The 18,670-nt window shown below is 70.3% G+C and carries 19 protein-coding genes; 7 read left to right on the plus strand and 12 right to left on the minus strand.

The features are described from left to right. The first annotated feature begins 15 nt into the window (after window positions 1-15). Window positions 16-1,458: a GNAT family N-acetyltransferase gene (locus tag AB0M51_RS15610; protein WP_363749502.1), complete on the plus strand. Its 1,443-nt coding sequence runs from the start codon at window positions 16-18 to the stop codon at window positions 1,456-1,458. Between the two features lie 645 nt (window positions 1,459-2,103). On the opposite strand, the gene AB0M51_RS15615 is transcribed toward AB0M51_RS15610, so the two are convergent. Next, on the minus strand, window positions 2,104-2,277 hold the full coding sequence (locus AB0M51_RS15615; RefSeq protein ID WP_165549662.1) for a hypothetical protein: 174 nt from the start codon (window positions 2,275-2,277) through the stop codon (window positions 2,104-2,106). 229 nt (window positions 2,278-2,506) lie between these two features. On the opposite strand from AB0M51_RS15615, the gene AB0M51_RS15620 reads away from it, so the two are divergent. From AB0M51_RS15620 to AB0M51_RS15635, 4 genes are read left to right on the plus strand one after another with little or no spacing between them, the layout of a single operon-like run. Then, window positions 2,507-3,802, plus strand: a complete 1,296-nt coding sequence (locus AB0M51_RS15620) for an XRE family transcriptional regulator (protein WP_344188809.1) — start codon at window positions 2,507-2,509, stop codon at window positions 3,800-3,802. A 9-nt stretch (window positions 3,803-3,811) separates the two neighbouring features. Continuing rightward, window positions 3,812-4,342: a GNAT family protein gene (locus tag AB0M51_RS15625; RefSeq protein WP_344188808.1), complete on the plus strand. Its 531-nt coding sequence runs from the start codon at window positions 3,812-3,814 to the stop codon at window positions 4,340-4,342. Window positions 4,343-4,357: 15 nt separating this feature from the next. After that, entirely contained in the window at window positions 4,358-5,221 is an 864-nt protein-coding gene (locus AB0M51_RS15630; RefSeq protein WP_363749503.1) for an oxygenase MpaB family protein, read from the plus strand. Between the two features lie 26 nt (window positions 5,222-5,247). After that, window positions 5,248-6,441, plus strand: coding sequence for an ROK family transcriptional regulator (locus AB0M51_RS15635; protein ID WP_344188806.1), 1,194 nt, complete (start codon window positions 5,248-5,250; stop codon window positions 6,439-6,441). 163 nt (window positions 6,442-6,604) lie between these two features. Here the strand turns inward: AB0M51_RS15635 and AB0M51_RS15640 are convergent, their stop codons facing one another. Next, window positions 6,605-7,201 carry a ParA family protein gene (locus tag AB0M51_RS15640; protein WP_344188805.1) on the minus strand — a complete coding sequence of 199 codons (597 nt, stop codon included), beginning with the start codon at window positions 7,199-7,201 and terminating at the stop codon, window positions 6,605-6,607. Between the two features lie 112 nt (window positions 7,202-7,313). Between AB0M51_RS15640 and AB0M51_RS15645 the strand changes: the two genes are divergently transcribed. Then, entirely contained in the window at window positions 7,314-7,616 is a 303-nt protein-coding gene (locus AB0M51_RS15645; protein WP_344188804.1) for a sigma factor-like helix-turn-helix DNA-binding protein, read from the plus strand. Window positions 7,617-7,785: 169 nt separating this feature from the next. On the opposite strand, the gene AB0M51_RS15650 is transcribed toward AB0M51_RS15645, so the two are convergent. The 5 genes from AB0M51_RS15650 to AB0M51_RS15670 all read right to left on the minus strand — a co-directional run bounded on the left by AB0M51_RS15650 (window position 7,786) and on the right by AB0M51_RS15670 (window position 13,173). Further along, window positions 7,786-8,739, minus strand: a complete 954-nt coding sequence (locus AB0M51_RS15650) for an ABC transporter substrate-binding protein (RefSeq protein ID WP_344188803.1) — start codon at window positions 8,737-8,739, stop codon at window positions 7,786-7,788. Beyond that, window positions 8,736-10,679: an ABC transporter permease subunit gene (locus AB0M51_RS15655; RefSeq protein ID WP_344188802.1), complete on the minus strand. Its 1,944-nt coding sequence runs from the start codon at window positions 10,677-10,679 to the stop codon at window positions 8,736-8,738. Before AB0M51_RS15655 ends, AB0M51_RS15650 begins: the two co-directional genes overlap by 4 nt. Continuing rightward, a complete protein-coding gene (locus AB0M51_RS15660; protein ID WP_344188800.1) occupies window positions 10,679-11,734 on the minus strand; it encodes a glycine betaine/L-proline ABC transporter ATP-binding protein in 1,056 nt (351 codons plus the stop codon). The genes AB0M51_RS15655 and AB0M51_RS15660 overlap by 1 nt, the downstream gene beginning before the upstream one ends. A gap of 77 nt (window positions 11,735-11,811) precedes the next feature. Continuing rightward, entirely contained in the window at window positions 11,812-12,270 is a 459-nt protein-coding gene (locus AB0M51_RS15665; RefSeq protein WP_344188799.1) for a group II truncated hemoglobin, read from the minus strand. A gap of 12 nt (window positions 12,271-12,282) precedes the next feature. Continuing rightward, complete coding sequence (locus tag AB0M51_RS15670) at window positions 12,283-13,173, minus strand: aminoglycoside phosphotransferase family protein (protein ID WP_344188797.1); 891 nt, start codon at window positions 13,171-13,173, stop codon at window positions 12,283-12,285. A 32-nt stretch (window positions 13,174-13,205) separates the two neighbouring features. On the opposite strand from AB0M51_RS15670, the gene AB0M51_RS15675 reads away from it, so the two are divergent. Continuing rightward, window positions 13,206-13,913 carry a hypothetical protein gene (locus tag AB0M51_RS15675; protein ID WP_344188796.1) on the plus strand — a complete coding sequence of 236 codons (708 nt, stop codon included), beginning with the start codon at window positions 13,206-13,208 and terminating at the stop codon, window positions 13,911-13,913. A 42-nt stretch (window positions 13,914-13,955) separates the two neighbouring features. Here AB0M51_RS15675 and AB0M51_RS15680 read toward each other — a convergent pair whose 3' ends face one another. The 5 genes from AB0M51_RS15680 to AB0M51_RS15700 all read right to left on the minus strand — a co-directional run bounded on the left by AB0M51_RS15680 (window position 13,956) and on the right by AB0M51_RS15700 (window position 18,538). Then, window positions 13,956-14,399 (minus strand): hypothetical protein, encoded by a 444-nt coding sequence (locus tag AB0M51_RS15680; RefSeq protein WP_344188795.1) that lies wholly within the window; start codon window positions 14,397-14,399, stop codon window positions 13,956-13,958. Window positions 14,400-14,529: 130 nt separating this feature from the next. Further along, window positions 14,530-15,348 carry a siderophore-interacting protein gene (locus tag AB0M51_RS15685; protein WP_344188793.1) on the minus strand — a complete coding sequence of 273 codons (819 nt, stop codon included), beginning with the start codon at window positions 15,346-15,348 and terminating at the stop codon, window positions 14,530-14,532. A 60-nt stretch (window positions 15,349-15,408) separates the two neighbouring features. Beyond that, a complete protein-coding gene (locus AB0M51_RS15690) occupies window positions 15,409-16,434 on the minus strand; it encodes a hypothetical protein (protein ID WP_344188792.1) in 1,026 nt (341 codons plus the stop codon). Next, window positions 16,434-17,477, minus strand: coding sequence for a hypothetical protein (locus tag AB0M51_RS15695; protein ID WP_344188791.1), 1,044 nt, complete (start codon window positions 17,475-17,477; stop codon window positions 16,434-16,436). The genes AB0M51_RS15690 and AB0M51_RS15695 overlap by 1 nt, the downstream gene beginning before the upstream one ends. Before the next feature lie 2 nt (window positions 17,478-17,479). Further along, window positions 17,480-18,538, minus strand: a complete 1,059-nt coding sequence (locus AB0M51_RS15700; protein ID WP_344188790.1) for a hypothetical protein — start codon at window positions 18,536-18,538, stop codon at window positions 17,480-17,482. Between the last annotated feature and the right edge of the window lie 132 nt (window positions 18,539-18,670).

The raw sequence follows: 18,670 nt of genomic DNA on the forward strand, positions 1-18,670 counted from the left end.
CCTAGGTTGGGTCGCATGCGTGCTGTCGACTGTGTGGGTGCACTGATCCGGGACGAAGAGCATCGCGTCTACCTGCAGCGGCGTACCGCGGAGCGGCGGTTGCTGCCGGGGATCTGGGACATCGTCGGCGGGCATCTCGAAGCTGGTGAGACACCCGAGGAGGCGCTGGCCCGGGAGGTCGAGGAGGAGACCGGGTGGAAGGTCCGCGACATCGTCCGGACCGTGGCGGACTGGGAATGGGAGTGGGAAGGCCGGGTACGCCGGGAGATCGACTACCTGGTCACCGTCGACGGTGACCTGACCCGCCCGCGTCTCGAACCCGGCAAGCACGACAAGTCCGCCTGGGCCGGACCGGACGACCTGGATCTGCTCATGGTCAACCGCACCGACGGCGACCGCCGCCTGCGGGACCTGGTCGCGCACGCGGTCCGGTCCCGCTTCACCGACCGTCTCCGCCTGGAACCGATCACCGGACCGAACGGGGTCCTCCCCGGACATGCACCGGACCTGGAGCGCCTCTTCGCGGACCCGTGGGTGTCCCGCTGGTACGACGGATCGCTGTCCGCGGACCAAGCAGCCGACCAGGCGGCCAAGCACCAGGCGGACTGGGACCGCGACGGCGCCGGCAAGTGGATCGCCTACGACCGCACCACAGGCGCCCTCGCGGGCCGCGGCGGCCTGTCCCGCATCCCCGCCGACACCCCGACCGCCGAGGCGATCGCCGCGCTGGCCGGACCGGAGTGGGCAACCGACCGCCTGGAGCTCGGCTGGGCACTGGTCGAAACCGCCCGCGGCCGAGGCCTGGCCACCGAGATCGGCCGGGCCGGCCTCGACTACGCCTTCAACACCCTCAAAGCCTCCTCGGTGATCGCCTTCACCGAACAGTCCAACGCCGCCTCCCAGGCCGTCATGCAACGCCTCGGCATGCGGTACGCCGGCGAGATCCGTGCCGAAGGCTGGTCCATCGACGCGTCCAAGGTCCTACCCGACGCCCCCTTCGCCGTGTACGTCACCGACCGCGCGGCCCGGGCCCAGGAAGTCGGCGAGGTGGTCTCCGACGCGGTCCGCTGGGCGGCGGACCAGGCGGACATCCGCGGTCTGGCGATGGTCGGGTCGTGGGCGCGTGACGTCGCCCGGATGACGTCCGACCTGGATGTGATCGTGCTGACCGACGTACCGGAGCGGTACCTCGGGGAGGACGACTGGCTCGAGGTGTTCGGCGCGGTGAGCGTGGTACGGCGGCAGGAGTGGGGGCCGTACCTCACCGAGGTGCGGATCCAGCGGGCGTCCGGGCTGGAGGTCGAGGTCGGCATCACGGCGACCGCGTGGGCCGCGAGCGACCCGGTCGATCCCGGGACCCGCCGGGTGGTGGCGGACGGCGTACGCGTGCTGCACGACCCCGAGCAGCTGCTCGCCGCCCTGGTCCGGGTCTGCACCGGACCTGCAGCGGACCTCTGACGCTTTCCGGAAAGAAGTCGGCACGGAGCGGCGAAAAAGTTCCGAAGAGCGGTCCAAGGCGCTGAGCGGCGACCCGGCCGAGCTCGGCGCGGTGACGAATCCGCTGGTCGAGCGCGAGTGGCTGACCGGCGCCGAGCTGACGGCGGCCGGGTCGCGTGCCCTGGCGGACCTGACGATCGAGGTCCGGGCGCAACGCCGCAGGATCGCGGCGGGCATCTCCACCGAGGAGTACCGGGCCATCGTCCTTCGACGGATGGCCGGCAACCTCGTTCTGAGGGCTCCGGGTGTGACCGCCCAGGCGCGGCGGTCACACCCGGAGCCGACCACCTCAAGGGGGAGGTTCCCGGTGAGGTGTCGGGAGCCTCCGGTGTCCTACCGCCCAGGACACTCGGCCCTGCCTGACCCGAGGTGTCGGTCAGGAGGTGGGTTGGAACGGCTGGGCGGCGGCGATACAGGGAACTCAGCCGCCAAGCCCAGCCGGGTCGGTGGGCGGCGCGGTCCGGAGTTGAGGAGTACTCCGGACCGCACCTGGGTTTCGTCCGGGGCTGAGGAGTGCCCCGAACCTTCCAGCGCCGGCCCTGGACGTGAGGAGACCCCAGGGTCAGCATCACCGGGTCTGAGGAGGACCCGGCAGCATCGGGTGTTTCAGTCGGTGGAGTCGAGCGGACCGAGCAGGTCGTTGGTGACCTTGAGACCGGCGAAACGGCGCCGCATCGCCTGTTCGTAGCGGGCCGCCAGCGGCGCCTCCGCGACGTACTGCGCGATCACGTGCTCGCCGAACCAGACCCGGACTCTGCGCCGGTGCTGTCTCGACGTCATTTCCGCGATGGTCACAACCTCTCACCCCGTAACTCTCAGGCCTTGCAACCAGTTGGACTTACTGGTTGTCATGGCAGTAATGGTGCACGAGCCCAACGTGACCGCTCTAGGACCTGGACCGGACCTTTGCCGGACCTCTTCCGGTCCTCTCGCGGACATCTGGGGGACAGCACCTTGTCGTGGGGCATGAGTCGAGACAACGTCTGAACTGACGTGAACGGGAGGAACGATGGCGGGTAGGTATGCGCCAAAGACGGTCCTGGCGCACCTGATCCAGCGCCGGAACCAGACCTACTCCGAGATCGTCGCCGAGTTCGTCGAGCTGGGTGGAACCATCACCGAGCGGCACCTGCGGCGGCTCGCATCGGGCGAGCGCGCAGGGACCACTCCTCAGACCCGGCGCACCCTGCAACGCATGTTCGGCAAGCCGGTCGAGGAGCTCCTCGCGCCGTACGTCGCCGAACCGGCCGCCCAGGTGGTGCCGGCACCTGCCGCGAGTGGACGGATCACGACAGGTAACGAGATGGAGGTTCTCGACATGGCTGCCAGCCGAGCAAGGGCGTTCGCCCTTGCGGCCCAGTCCGGTCTCGGAAGCGAGGCCATGGAACAGGTGTACGACGACGTACGCCACGCCGCCCAGGCGTACCCACAGCGCCCATTGCCGGAGATCCTCGGCCAGCTGGTCGAGACCCAGGACCTGGTGTTCGGCCTGCTGGAGAGCCGGCAGCGCCCGGAGAACCACCGCCAGCTGTACTTCCTGGCCGGTGTCACCGGCGGGCTGCTCGCGAAGGCCTCCCACGACCTCGGTAACCCGCACGCCGCGCTCACCCAGGCGCGGACCGCGTTCATGTGTGCCGACAACGCCGACCACCACGGGCTGCGCGCCTGGGTGCGCGGTCTGCAGTCGCTGGTCTCCTACTGGGCCGGCAACCCGCACGACTCGGTGCGCTACGCCCAGCTCGGCGCCGGCTACGCCGAGCAGGCGAACAGCACCACCAGCGTCTGGCTCCCGGTCAGCGAGGCCCGCGCCTGGGCCGCGCTCGGCAACCCGGAGGCCACCCGCGCCGCGCTCGAGCGCGCCGAAGAGGCGTGGAACTCGGTGCACAACGACGACCTCGACGACATGGGCGGTCTCTGCACCTTCGGCCGCAACCGCCAGCTGTACTACGCCGCCGACGCGCTCGCGCAGCTGCCCGGCGAGGTCGAGCAGGCCCAGCGGTACTCCAGCCAGGCCGTCGACGCGTACACCGACCAGAGCCACCCGGAGTGGGCCTTCGGCGACGCCGCCGGCAGCCACGCCGCGATGGCGATCACCCGGATCGCGAGCGGCGAGCTGGACGGGGCCGCGGACGCCCTCGCCCCGGTGCTGACGCTGCCGACCGAGCGCCGGATCAACGGTGTCGTGAACTCGGCCCGCCGCGTCCACCAGGCGCTGCGGCAGTCCGGGCGCGCGGACGACGCCCGCGAGCTCCAGGAGGAGATCGAGTCCTTCACCCGGACTCCGATGCAGTCCTTCCCCCGGTAGCCTGCGCCAATGGAGCTCAGCGGACAGCTGACTGTGTTGCGCGAATTCCGGACCTCAGACCTCGACGACTACCTGGCCGTCGCCGGTGACGACCGGGTGACGACCTGGATGGCGTTCGACAGCTACGACCGGGCCAAGGCCGAGCAGAACCTGGCCGGCATCGTCCAGCGGTCGGCGCAGCAGGACCGGCCCGACTACATGCTCGCGGTCACCCGGCCGGACGACGACCGGGTGATCGGGTTCGGCCGGATCGCGCCGAGCGGGTCCTGGACGGCCAAGCTCGGGTACGCGATCGGCGCCGACCACTGGGGCCACGGGTACGCGACCGACGCGGCCCGGGCGCTCCTGCGGTTCGCCTTCGGTCCACTCGGCCGGCACCGGGTGACCGCCGCGATCGGGCCGCAGAACGAGGCCTCGATCGCGGTGGTGAAGCGGATCGGCTTCACCTACGAGGGCCAACTCCGCGACCACGTGTTCACCAACGGCGCCTGGCGCGACTCCCGGCTCTACTCGCTGCTGGAAGACGAGTACGACGCCTGAGCAACACTGGTTCGTATGATCGATCCGCTGCGGGACGGGCTTGCCCGGATGATTCTGACGAAGGTGGCGGGGCCGGATCCGCAGGCTGAGCGCAGTCGGGTGCACAGCACGCCCGGCCCGCGCTGGTTCCCGCCGGACCGGCCGATCCGGCGGGTGCACGGTGACGCGTCGATGTTCGCGGGCGGCCTGCGGGCGCTCCTGCTGCAGTCGCTGCACCCGCTGGCGATGGCCGCGGTCGCGGCGCACTCCGGGTACCGGGGCGATCCGTGGGGACGGCTCCGGCGTACCAGCTACTTCCTGGCGATCACGACGTACGGCGCTGTCCCGGACGCGGAGGCGGCGATCGCGCACGTCCGGGCGGTGCACGAGCGCGTCCGCGGCACCAGTCCGGACGGGGTGAAGTACCGAGCCTCGGACCCGCACCTGCTGAAGTGGGTGCACATCGCGGAGGTCGACAGCTTCCTGGCGGCGCACCAGCGGTACGGCGCACATCCGCTGACCGCCGCGGAGCAGGACCTGTACGTCGAGGACGCGGCGCTGGTAGCCGAGAAGCTGGGCGTGATCGACCCGCCGACGACGCTCGCCGAGGTGCGGCAACTGCTCGAGGAGTACCAGCCCGAGCTCCGCGGTACGACGGAAGCACGTCAGGCGGCCCGCTTCATCCTGGTGCACCCGCCCGTACCGTGGGCCGTGCGTCCCGCGTACGGCGTACTGACCGCTGCCGCCGTCGGACTCCTCCCGTGGTGGACCCGCCTGCCGCTGCGGCTGCCGTACCTCCCGCTGGCCGAGCAGACCGTCGTACGCGCCGCCGGTGACGGGCTCACCAGGACCATCCGCTGGGCGCTGACGTCGCCAACACTGGCAGAAACCGGCCCATAAGGTCCCTGCGCTTGTAAGTTGTTCTCGTGCCGCTGCGTCCTCATCGTCCGCTTCCCCTGGCTACGCCGGCGGGAATCGAGGTGCTGACCAAGATCCTGACGCAGGGACCGATCCCGCGGGTGGAGATCGCGCGCCGGACCGGGCTGTCACAGGCGGCGGTGACGAAGGCGGTCGCGCCGCTGATCGAGACCGGGTTCGTCACGGACGCCCCGGCGGGCGACGACGGCCAGCTCGGCATCGGGCGACCGGTGAGCCCGCTGACCGTGGTGGCGAGCAGCGCGTCGGTGATCGGCGTCAAGGTCACGCCGACCAGCCTCATCGGGGTCACCACCGACCTCACCGCCGGGATCCTCAACGTCCGGCACGACGCGCTGGACAGTACCGACCCGGAGGCGGTGATCGACCGCCTGGCGGACCACGTGAAGGCGCTGATCAGCGCGCTCAAGACCGGTACGGCGATGGCCGGCCCGCTGGTCGGGATCGGGATCGCGGTCTCGGGTGACGTGGACGCGACGCACGGCGTGGTGCGGGACTCGCCGCTGATGGGCTGGCGCGGCGTCCCGGTCGCCGAACTGCTCGGCAAGCGCGTCCGGGTGCCGATCCTGGTCTCGAACGACGTCCGCGCGCTCACCGTCGCCGAGCACTGGTTCGGGGCCGGCGTGAACGCGGACTCGTTCGCCGTGGTGACGATCGGCTCCGGCATCGGCTGCGGGCTCTACATCAACGGCGAGGTGGTCTCCGGGGCGTACGGCGTGTCCGGCGAGCTCGGCCATCTTCCGCTGGCGCCGGGCGAGCTGGTGTGTACCTGCGGGCGGCGGGGTTGTGTCGAGACGGTCGCGTCGTCGGACGCGATCCTGGCGCGCACCCGGGAGCAGACCGGGCGGCCGGGGCTGGATCTGGCCGGGGCGGTCGAGCTGGCGCACGACGGGAACCTGCAGGCTCGCGAGGCGTTCGACCGGGCCGGTGAGGTGATCGGTGCGGCGCTGGCCGCGATGGTGAACCTGGTCGGGCCCGAGCTGGTGATGATCGCGGGCGAGGGCGTGGCGGAGTACGACCTGTACGAGGAACGGATGCGCCGCGCCTTCGCGGAGCACGCGTTCGGCGCTGCCGGGGACTGCCGGCTGACGCTCCGCTCGCACACGTTCGACGACTGGGCCCGCGGTGCGGCGGCCACCGTGATCCGCTCGTACGTCCGAGGCGAACCGCCGCTCCAACGCTGACCCCCACGCCACACCCATCGCCGGTGCACACCCGCGCCCGGTCCCCACTCACCGGGGGTGCGCCCGCGGGGCGGGGGCGTTGAACAGGTTATTTCCGGTACAAACCCACCACTTCCTGTTCACACCCCCGGCGCGAGGTTGCGTGGTACGCCGGTAGGTGGGGTTAGGTGCGGGCGGCGGCGAGGATCTTGCGCCAGACCTTCTTGTAGGAGTCGAGGCCGTCGGAGGCGAGGGGGCCGGTGGGGCCGGCGGTGATCGAGACGCGCTCCGGGATCGTGCCCCAGACCGGGATGTTCTCGGCGCCGTACTGCTGCATCGCCTCCTGGTAGGAGCGGGTGTACGTCCGGGCCGAGCAGATCACCAGTCCGGCCGGTACGTCGTCCGGGACCAGGTCCAGCACGGCCTTCACCCGCGGGGTCTCGACGCCGCCGACGCGGGTCGGGATGACCACGATCCGGGCGCGTTCGAGAGCCTTGTTCAGCAGGCGCTCGTGGGACGGCGGCATGTCGACGATGCCGATGCCCTCCGGCGGGACCTTGTCGAGCGCCTTGTTCAGCAGGCGCTCCGTCGGTGCCTCCGCGATGTCGATCCGGGAGAGCTGTTCGTCGCTGGAATCCGCGATCCAGTCCGCGGCGCTGCCTTGCGGATCCGCGTCGACCAGGGTGGATGTGCGACGGTTGGAAGATGCCAGCGCGGCCAAGTACACCGACGTGGTTGTCTTACCGACCCCGCCCTTCAGTGCAGCTGTCACGATGATCATGACCACGAACTTACCCGGTCTTGTCCGATTTCCGGCGTGTCGTCGGCGTTGCTCGCTCCGATCGTGATAGTTGCCCCCGGCCCGTGTGCACAAGCTCAACCCCACTTCAGCGGTGAATCCTTTCCGTCATCCACCGCCTCTTACTCCGTCGGCGGACCCGTGGCTGACCTCGACGAGCAACTGGTCCGCGCCGTCCGCCGAGGACGAGGTGCTGAGCCGGCTGGAGGCGCAGGCGGTCGCGGCGGCGATCGCGCAACTGCCGCCGGACCAGCGCAGCGTCGTCGACCTTCGGGACGTTCAGGGCTACAGCGGGCCGATGGTCGCCAAGGCCCTCGGCCTCACGGTCCCCGCCAGGAAGTCCCGCCTGCACCGCGCCCGGACAGCCGTCCGCGAGACGCTAGGAGTCCCCACATGACCTTCGCCAGCACCTCACTGGCCCGCCACGTCGCCCGCGGCGTGCTGGGCTTCGGCAGCCTGATCGCTGCCTTCGCCCTGATCCCAGCCGCGGGTGCGCTCAGCCTTCTCCTTCTCCCGGTGGCATTGGCAGCTTCCGCAACGCGACTGCACCGACGGTCAGTGCACGCTCACTTCCCCAGCCAGGCGTTGACCTTGGACTGGTTGTCCTTGACCCACTTCTCGGCGGCCTGATCCGGGGTCAGCTTGTCGACCGCGATCATCCGGGCGACCGTGTTCTGGTCCTCGTTGGTCCACTTGAAGTTCTTCACCAGGTCGTACGCCGGGCTGCCGGAGTCAGCGAACTTCTTCGAGACGATCTTGTCCAGGTCGTACGGCGGGTAGTCGCAGGCGACCTTCGCCGGGACCGCGTCGCAGCCGGGCTTGTACGCGGGCAGGTTGATCTTCACCAGCTTGACCTCGTTGAAGAACCACTGCGGCTCGTAGAAGTACGCGAGCAGCGGCTTCTTGTTCTTCTCCGCGTCCCGGAACGCCTGGATGAGCGCGGTCTCGCTGCCGCTCTGCACGACCTTGTAGTTCAGCGACAGGTTCTTCACCAGCGCCTCGTCGTTCGTGACGTACGACGGGTCGCCGTCGAGCAGCTGCCCCTTGCCGCCGGACTCCGACGTCTTGAACAGGTCGGCGTACTTGTTCAGGTTCTTCCAGTCGGTGATGTCCGGGTACTTGGCGGCCATCCACGGCGGCACGTACCAGCCGATCACGCCCTTGACCCCGGTGGAGCCGGCCTCGACCGCGACCTTGTCGGTCTCGATGTACTTCTTCTTCAGGTCCTCGTGGCCCCAGTTCTCCAGGTTCACGTCCACCTCGCCGGTGGCGAAGCCCTGCCAGGCGACCTGCTCGGCCAGGTTCTTCTCGACGACCTTGCAGCCGAGGTCCTTGGTCGCGACGTACGACACCACGGCCGCGTTCGCCGCGTACCCGACCCAGGGGCTGACGGTCAGGTTGAACGAGCCGCACTCCTTCGCACCGGCGGCGGGCTTGTCCGACCCGACCTTCTGCCCACCGCAACCCGCAACCGCCAGCGCGACCGCCGTCAGCACACCGGCGTACCGGAGTCTCTTCACCGCTTGTCTCCTTCGTAGTCGTGGGTACGGCGGGCCGCCGCCTGTGTCACCCGATCGAGCAACACTCCCAGAAGAACAATCGCCAAACCTGCCGCGAGCCCCTTGCCGTACAGGTCGCTCTGCGCGAAGCCCGCGGACACGTCGTACCCGAGCGCGCCCGCGCCGACGAGCCCGCCGACGACGACCATCGACAGCACGTAGATCAGCCCCTGGTTGACCGCGAGCGTGATCGCCCGCCGGGCCACCGGCAGCTGCACCTTGCTGATCACCTGCCAACTGCTGGAGCCGACCGAGTTCGCCGCCTCGACGGTCGCGACCGGCACCGCCCTGATGCCGTCGGCAACGATCTTGGTGGTGACCGGGACCGCGAACACCACCGCGGCCGCGATCGCGGTGAATCTGCTGGTGCCGAACAGCGCGAGGAACGGCACCAGGTACACGAACGGCGGCATCGTCTGACCGGCGTCCAGGACCGGCCGGATCCAGGTGTCGACCCGCCGGTTCCGCCCGGCCCACACGCCGAGGGCGAGTCCGACGGCGACCACGACGACGGTCGCGAGCAGCGTCGACGCGAGCGTCACCATGCTGTCGTGCCAGAGCCCGGTCGCGACCAGCAGCCCCAGGCAGACGGCGGCCGGCGCCGCGCCCCGCCACCCGCCGAGCACGGCGGCCAGCGCGACGACGACCACGGAAACGAGCCACCACGGCGACCCGGTCAGCAGTGCCTCGAGCGGATTCAGGAGCGCGTTGGTCACCACGTCACGCACGCCGTACGTGAACCCGCCGAAGACGTCCTGCACCCAGTTCGTCATGTCGGTGGTGACCGCCGCGATCCGCGAGCCCACCTCGACCGACGGGAATTCGGCCGCCCAGACGTAGGTCCGCGAGAACCACACCGCGACGAGCACCGCGACCGCCCCGGCGCCGAGCAGCACCTTCCGCCGGACACTCGCCGTACGCCAGGGCCGGTCGCCCGCGGCCGTCGTCACCCGGTCGAGGACGATCGCCAGTACGACGATCGCGAGGCCGGCGTTGAACGCGACGCCGACGTCCAGCGTCTGTAGCGCCTTCAGCACGGTCTGGCCGAGGCCGGGCGCGTCGATCAGCGCGGCCACGGTCACCATCGAGAGCGCCGCCATGATCGTCTGGTTGATGCCGACCACCACGGTCGACCGTGACATCGGCAGCAGCACCTTGAGCAGCGTCTGGCCACCGGTCGAGCCGAGCGAGCGGGCCGCCTCGACGCTCTCCGGCGGCACCGAGCGGATCGCGTGCGCGGTCAGCCGGACCGCGGGTGGCGCCGCGTAGATCAACGTGGCGATCGTCGCCGCGGCCGGGCCGATCGCGAAGAACAGGGTCAGCGGCGCGAGGTACACGAACGTCGGCAGCGTCTGCATCAGGTCGAGGACCAGCGTCGCGACCTTGAACGCGCGATCGGACAGCCCCGCCCAGATCCCGAGCGGGATCGCCACCAGCAACGAGAGCAGTACCGCCGCGATCGTCAGCGCGAGCGTGTCCATGCTCTGCTGCCACAACCCCTGCACCCCGACGAACCCGAGCCCGGCGGCCGTCAGTACGGCGACCTTCCAGTTGCCGAACGCCCACGCGCAGTACGCCGCGATCGCGATCACGCCTAGCCAGCCGATCACCGGCACCGGCCGGTCGAACGACGGCTGCGAGATCACGTCCTGCAGCAGCACCACGATCTGGTCGACGGCGACCCGGATCGCGGAGAAGAAGCCGTTGCCCTGGCCGACGTCGTCGCGGTGCTCGGTCAGCCACCGGTGCAGCGCGGTCGTGTCCTGCCCGCCGAGGACCAGCGTGTCGATCCCCCGCAGCACGAAGTACGCCGCGATCCAGACGACCAGCAGTACGCCGACGACCACACCACGCCGAGGTCGGTGTACCTCGACCTCGATGTCGCTGGTGATGGCGGCCATCAGGCGTCCGCGACGACGGTGAGGATCTCTTCGTCGCTGATGACGCCGAGCAGGGTGCCGTTGTCGACGACCTTGATCGGGCGGTCCGACTCCAGCACCAGGCGGGTCGCCTCGCGGACGAGGACGTCGGGGCCGAGCTCGGGGCCGTCCAGCGGCTCGTCCGGGTGCGGTTCGCGGGCGATCCAGCGCAACGTGAGGACGTCGGCCCGCGGAACGTCGCGGACGAACTCGCGGACGTAGTCGTCGGCCGGCGCACCGACCAGCTCGTCACCGGTGCCGAGCTGTACCGCGGCGCCGTCGCGCATCAGGAGGATCCGGTCGCCGAGCTTCAGCGCCTCGGACAGGTCGTGGGTGATGAACACCATCGTCTTGCCGACCTCGCGGTGCAGCCGCACCACCTCGGTCTGCATCTCCCGGCGGATCAGCGGGTCGAGCGCGGAGAACGGCTCGTCGAACAGCAGCACGTCGGGGTCGTTCGCCAGCGCCCGCGCGAGGCCGACCCGCTGCTGCATGCCGCCGGAGAGCTGCTCCGGGTACAGGTTCTCGTTGCCGGCCAGGCCGACCAGGTCGATGACCTCCTGCGCACGGCGCCGGCGGTCGGGCCTGCTCTCACCGCGGATCTCCAGGCCGTACGAGACGTTGTCGATCACCTTGCGGTGCGGGAGCAGGCCGAAGTGCTGGAACACCATCGAAAACTTGCTCCGCCGGAGTGCGCGCAGCCGCTTCTCGTCGGCCGCGCGCAGGTCCTCGCCCTCGAAGGTGAGCCGCCCGGCGGTCGGCTCGATCAGCCGGGTCAGGCAGCGCACCAGCGTCGACTTGCCGGACCCGGACAGGCCCATCACGACGAACACCTCACCCGGCGCCACGTCGAAGCTCAGGTCGCGGACCGCCGCCGTACAGCCGGTCTTCGCGTACAGCTCCGTCCGGTCGAGCGCCGCGAGGTCCGACCGGTGCGGCACCCGCTGCGCCTTGGGACCGAACACTTTCCACAGTCCCTGGACGGACAGCAGCGCCTCGGAATCCTGAACGTCGGGGTACTCCAGCTGAGCGGTCACAGGTAAACCCTCGCATCCCCGCCGGCAGACACAACGTGAACCGGGACTCTACCCAACCTGTGGGGGCGCGACTCCTGTCAGGGTTGGTACGGCGGGGCCTCGCCCCAGCCCCAGTGGGGGACGGGGGCTTCCGGGGGTGGGGTGGCACCGGGCTGGGAGTTTGCCAAGGCGATCCGGGTGCCCCACTCGATGTAGGCGACGAACGCGGAGCGGAACTCCGGATCGTCCGGCAGCCCGGCCGGGTCCGCACTGGCGGCGATCAGCGCCGCCCAGCGGGACCGCTGCTCCTCGGTCAGCCCGAGGTTCAGGTGGTGTCCGAGCATCGCAGGGTAGCCGCCGAGCTCGTCGGTGTACCGGCTGTGCCCGCGGAACACCTCGCCGAGCCAGATCGCCACGTGCTCGCGGTGGTTCTCGCTCATGTGCGCGAAGACCGGCGCGAGGACCGGATCCTCGAGCACCCGGTCGTAGAACACCTCGATCAGCCGGCGGAGCGCGTCGTGCCCGCCGGCCCAGTCGTACAGCGTCGGAGTTGTCACGTAATCATGTAATCACGAGAACAGGGCATCGGCTACCGCCTTCAGCTCGGCCTCGATCCGGGTGTCGCCGTCCTCGGTGAACCACAGCACGTTCTGCAGGATCCGCCCCGCGGTCCAGGCGAGCGCCCGCTCCCGCTCGATCCCGGTCACGTCGAGCATCAGATCGAACCTGTACCGGATCGCCCGCGAGAGGTCCCCGGTGGCGACCAGGTCGTCCCACCGGTTCCACACCGCGGGCATGAGTTCGAACGCCGGGTCACCGGCCAGCGGCTTCGGGTCGATCACCAGCCACGGCTGCCGCTTCGCGGCCATCACGTTGTAGTAGTGCAGGTCCCAGTGCAGCAGCCGATCGCCGGGCTCGGGCAGCGCCTCCGCCATCCGGTCGGCCAGGCGGCGGGCCAGCGCGCGTTCGGCCGGGTCGGCCAGCAGCGGGATGATCGCCGGGGCGTCCGCCAGCATCTGCCCCGCGATGTCGGCCAGCCGCCGGATGCCCGGCGGCGCGGGGACGGCCATCAGGTGGGTGAGGAGCTCGGCGAGGATGCGCGTCGCCTCGACGTCGTCCGGCAGATCGTCGAGGGTCCGCGGTTCGAGGCGTTCGAGAAGGAGCGTGGACGTCTCCGGGTCGTCCTCGTACACCTCGACGACGTCGTCGTGGTTCCAGGTGCGGAGCGCGAGCGCCTCCGACTCGGACTCGTCGTTCACCGACTGCAGCTTGAGCATCGCCGCGGTCCCGTCGCGACGTACGGCGGGCACGATCAGCGACGCCTCGCCGCTCAGCACGTCGCCGTCGACGGTCAGGTCCCACTCGCCGACGTACCGCTCGACCGCCCCGGGCAGGCTGTCCAGCCAGTCGGAGGCCTTCTCGCGGTGGTTCCGGATGAGCTTCGCGGGAATCTCGATCACCCGATGCACAGTAGATGTGATTGGGTCCTCCCGTGGAGAGCAGGCATCGGCGGGTGCAGCGGATCGTGGCGGCGACGTACTTGGGTATCCCGGTGCTGTTGCTGATCGTCGTAGCGGTGATCGCGTCCCGCGGTACGGCGGCCGCCTGGTTCGGGTGCGTCGTACCGCTGGCGATGTTGGTGTTCGGGTTCGTCCTGCGCCGCCGGCACCGGTACCAGCCGCGCTGGTGGACGGGCGTCGCCGGGTTGTTCGGCGGGCTGACCGGCCTGATGGTGACGCTGTTCCCGCTGGCGGTCGGCGTGTGGTGGCCGGCGATCCTCGCTCTTCCCGGACTGATCGTCGGCGCCGTCGCCGGTCTCGCCCTCGCCCGTACGGCGGACCGCGCGCTGCTCGTCCCGTTCGACCCGGAGCTGGCGGGTACGCCGTACGAGTTGGTCTTCCGCCTCCGAGGCGTCCCGCTCGCCGCGGTGCTGGTCGGCGCCGACCAGGTCACCGTCCAGTCGCACCCGGTCCCACGCGGCGAACACCAGTCCCGGCGCTACCCGCTGAGCGCGGTCACCGGCACCCACGAGTTCGCCCTCTCGGGAGCGGAACGCCTCAAGTTCCCGATCGCGGTCACCCACGCGACAGCCACCCCCGGCCCCGCCGTCATCCTCCAGGCCAACGGCGACGACTGGGTCCTCCCCACCAACCAGGCAACCACCCTGATCGACGTCCTGACCGTCCGCCGAGGGACCTGACCGTCGTACGAGCCGGTCCCGGACACGCTGGAGTCCGCGAGGTCAGCGGCCGGCGAGCATCGGCCCCACGAAGTTGGCCAGCAAGGAGGAGGCGATCCCGATCGCGCCGGCGCCGCCGATGCCGATCGCGATGCCCGCGGACAGCCGGTTCCGAGCCGCGCGAGCGCCGACGATCCCGAGGATCAGAGCGGTCCCGTACCCGGCGAGCAGCAGGATCGCCTCCACGATGGAGCCGATCCGGAACAGGGCGAACCCGTCCCTGCCCGGGATCGTCGAGCGCGTGTAGATGAGCGATCGCAGCACGACGGAGCCGACGACACTGATCACAACGCTCACGAGGCCGACGATCAAGCCGATCCGGCCCGCGGCGCCCGTTCCTCCCCGCGGCGTCTCACCCAGTTGCCCCGGATAGCCCGTTACGGTGCCGGGCCACGCGGCATCGGCGGGACCGGAGGCGTACGGCCGGGGAGGCTGTGGCTCGCTCATCCATCGAGCCTAGAGCGCCTCCGGTCCACGAGGTCGTTGGCGCGGGGGGATCAGGATGCCTCGCGGCCCGCGCGCAACCTGCGTACCGGGGTCTGATTCCGCACCGCGGCTACTTCCCGCGCTGCGGCCGCTAGGAGGCGGTTTCGCGCTTCCTGGTTTCGGCCTTCTCGGCCTGCCAGCCGTCCTCGTTCTTGCCGAGGCGCCAGTAGCCGGAGAGGGAGACCTGGTCGCGGGGGAGACCGCGGTCCTGGAAGAGGTTCTTGCGGATCCGGAAGACGAAGCCGGCCTCGCCGTGGACGAAGACGTCCGGGGTGCCGGCCGGGAAGTCGAGCGCCTCGACGGCGGCGACCAGGGCGTCGCCGCGGGTGCCGTCCGCGCGATGGAACCACTGGACGTCGACGTCGGCCGGCGTACCGAACTTCTGCTGCTCGGTCTCGTCCGCGACCTCGACGAGAACGGTGGCCCGGGCACCGGGCGCGAGCGCCTCGACAGCCGCGCCGATCGCGGGCAGCGCGCTCTCGTCGCCGACGAAGAGATGCCAGTCGGCCTCCGCGTCCGGCGCGTACGCACCGCCGGGGCCGTTGAACCACAGCACGTCACCCGGCTGCGCCGACGCCGCCCACGGGCCCGCGACGCCCTCGTCGCCGTGGTGCACGAAGTCGATCGTCAGCTCGCGGGTCGCCTCGTCCCAGCTGCGGACGGTGTACGTGCGCATCGTCGGCCACTGCTCGCTCGGGTACGTCTCCCGCACCACGCCCATGTCCAGCGGCTCGGGGTACTCGACGCCGTCCTTGCCGAACAGCAGCTTCACGTACGTGTCGGTGAACCCGTTGCCGGCGAAGTCGTCGGAGGTCAGCACAACCCGGATCATGTGCGGCGTGATCCGCTCGGTCCGCTGGACGACGGCACGCTTGCAGACACGGTTACGGCGGGGTGCGGGGCTGGGCACGCGACCACTTTCCTCTCGGGCGGATAGGTAAGGTCACCCTAACCCATCCGCCCAAGGCGCCTAGGTCCCGCGGATCGAGAAGGTTTTGCCGAGGCCCGCGACGTACGGCGCGCACGCGGGGAAGGAGACCCGGTACGGGATCGTCCCGCGGTACGCCGGTTGTGCCTCGAGCGTGAAGCGCCCGGACTGGCGTACTCGCCGGACGTTGACGGTCCGCCACTGCGAGGCGCCGTACAGCCGCTGCAACTGGACCCAGCAGTTGAAGGGTGCGCCGGCGACCGCGCCGTTCACCGCGACGATCGTGCCGACCGGCGCGCTGGTCCGCGACGGTGTCGCGGAGACGACCGCCGGGCGGGCGGCGGTGAAGGCGAGCGACGCGTTCACCCACGGGTCGCCCGGAACGATCAGGCAGTTGCTCGGGCTGTACGTCGACCCCGGATAGGTCTTCGTCACGATCCCGTTGGTGTCGGTGACGTCCGTCGTTCCCGGGCCGAAGTACTCCACGCACCCGCTGTCATGCTTCAGCGCGACCCGGATGCGGCTCCCGTACGGCTTGCCGGTCTGCGCGTCGGTGACCGCCCACCGGATCGAGTACGGCGCGCCGAACGGCACCACCTTCGGCGTCACCGCGGCGGTGATCCGCGGCTGATGCGTACCGATGACCGCGAGCGACGGACCGGCGTACGGCGTCGGATCGAACGTCGGCGGGCTGGTCGGCGAGAACGGCCCGACCTGTACCCCGCTGACCTTGAAGGTCCCGTTCGCCGTGGACGGGACCTTCAGCGCCCCGCTCCAGGTACCGGTCGCCGCGTCACGGGACAGATTCGTGGAGAAGAGCGCGGACATCCCGCCGGAGCCGCCGGTGCGCTCGAGGATCACGTTCACCGGCGCTGCCGTGTTGACGGTGTACGACCCCTTCACCGTCACCGTGACCGGCACCGTGTTGAGTCCGCTGACCGCGACGCTGCCGCGGTTCAGCGTGACCGACTCGACGTGCAGACGCGGATCCGGGTCGGCCTGCGCCACCGCTGGGAGAACAGCCAGCGCCAACGGTGCTCCCAGCAGTGCGGCGAGCGCACGCTTCATCACGTGCCCCGGATGTAGAACGTCTTGCTGAACGCGGCGATCGAGTTGCAGGCCGGGACGTACGAGCGGTACGGGATGTTGCCCTTGTACCCCGGCTGGGCGTTCACCGTGTAGCGCCCGGACGAGCGGACCTGCCCGATGCTGACGCTGCGCCACTGGGTCGCGCCGTACAGCCGCTGCAGGTACACCTTGCAACCCGCCGCCACCGTGTACACCCCGCCGTTGACCGGCACGATCGTGCCCACGGGCGCGCTGGTCCGAGATGGCACCGCGGTCACCGTCGGCTTGGTGACCGGACGGGCCACGAAGAACGACAGCCAGCCGACGGGAGCCGGGTCGCCCGGCAGCAGCAGGCAGTTGAGGTAGTCACCCAGGGAGCCCGGGTAGGACTTCGTGACGACGCCGTTGACGTCGGTCAGGTTCGTGTAGCCGGGCCCGAAAGACTCGACGCAGAGGTTGTCGTTCTGCAGCGCAACCCGCAGCCGGGACCCGTACGGCTTGCCGGTCTGCGCGTCGGTGACCGCCCACCGGATGGTGTAAGGCGAGTTGCGCGGCACGAACTTCGGTGACACCGAGGCCGTGATCCTCGGCTGGTGCGTGCCGGTGACCGCGAGCGTCTGCCCGGAGTACGGCGTCGGGTCGGTCATGCTGCCGCTGCCCGGGAAGTACGGGCCGGTCATCACCCCGGTGACCTTGAAGGTGCCGTTCGCCGTCGACGGCACCTTCACCGACCCGGTCCAGGTGCCCGCGCTCTGGTTCCGGACGAGGTTGGTGGACAGCAGCGTGCCGACCATCCCGGAGCCGCCGGTCCGTTGCAGGATCACGTTCACCGGCTGGGTCGGATCGGGTGCGTACGAACCCTTGACGGTCACGGTCACCGGCGCGGTATTCAGGCCGCTGACGGCCACCGCGGTCTTGTTCAGGGTCACCGAGGTGATCTTCAGGTCCGGATCGGGCGCGGCGTGCGCGGCGACCGGCACGGCGGCGCTGAACCCCAGCGCCGCGATCGGTACCGCGAGCAGCGCGGACAGTACTCGTTTCATGGTCACGTCCCTCGGATGTAGAACGTCTTGCTGAGTCCCGCGACCACGTAGCCGCAGGCCGGGAAGTAGGCGCGGTAGGGGATCAGCCCCTTGTACGCCGGTTGCGCGTTGAGCGTGAAGCGCCCGGAGGTCCGCAACCGCGCGTTCCCGACGGTCCGCCACTGCGAGGCGCCGTACAGCCGCTGAAGTTGCACCGGGCAACTAAGAGTCACGTGGTACACCGAGCCGTTCACCGGCACGATCGAGCCGACCGGTGCGGCTGCCTTCGCCGGGGCCGCCGAGACGATCGCCGGGCGCGCGACGCCAAGCCACTGGCCGGCGATGTAGTACGGGTCGGTGTAGATGTGAGCGCAGTTCATCAGGTCGCCGGCGGCGGCCGTGTAGGACTTGGTGATCAGCCCGTTCGTACCGGTCCGGTACATCGGGCTGCCGCCCTCGGCGCACGGTACGTCGACGCCGAGGCCGATCGGGATCCGGCTGCCGTACGGCTTCCCGGTCGCGCTGTTCGTGACCGCCCAGGTGATCGAGTACGGCTTGCCCCACGGCACCACCCGCGGGCTCACCGCGGCGGTGATCCGCGGCTGGTTGGTGCCCTTCACGGTGAGCGTCTGGCCGGAGTACGGCGTCGGGTCGAGCGGGGGGCCATCGGCGCTCGGCCCGCCGTACGGGCCGGTGGCCACGCCGACCACCTTGAAGGTGCCGTTCGCGGTCGAGGCGACGTTCAGCCGGCCGGTCCAGGTGCCGTTCTCGATCGTGCCGGCGGTCCGCTTCAGGTCCGTGGACGCGATGTCGGTCCGCGCCCCGGTGCCGCCCGTCCGCTTGAGCAGGACGTTCAGGACGACGTGGTCGTCGGCGGAGTTGCCGGAGTGGTAGCCGGCCTTGACGGTGATGTTGACGGGATAGGTGTTCAGCCCGGACACCGCGACCGACGTACGGTCGAGGGTGACCTGGGAGACGGTCAGGTACGGATCGGGAGCGGCCTGGGCGGCCGGCATACCACCGAGCAGACCTCCCGCGAGAGGTATTGCGGCCAGCGCCGCAAGCACTCGATAGATTCGCATAACACAGAGCGTGACAGCGGTACAGGCCGCTTCCAACCATTTGCGCGCGGAACTGCACGATCGGGCCGCCGTCGATAGACCACTTGCCCCCGGCCACGGGTTCAACTTCCGGGAGCCGACTGTTAACCCGCG

Origin of the sequence: Kribbella sp. NPDC051137, assembly GCF_040682535.1 — a bacterium.
GTDB classification, from domain to species: Bacteria; Actinomycetota; Actinomycetes; order Propionibacteriales; family Kribbellaceae; genus Kribbella; species Kribbella karoonensis.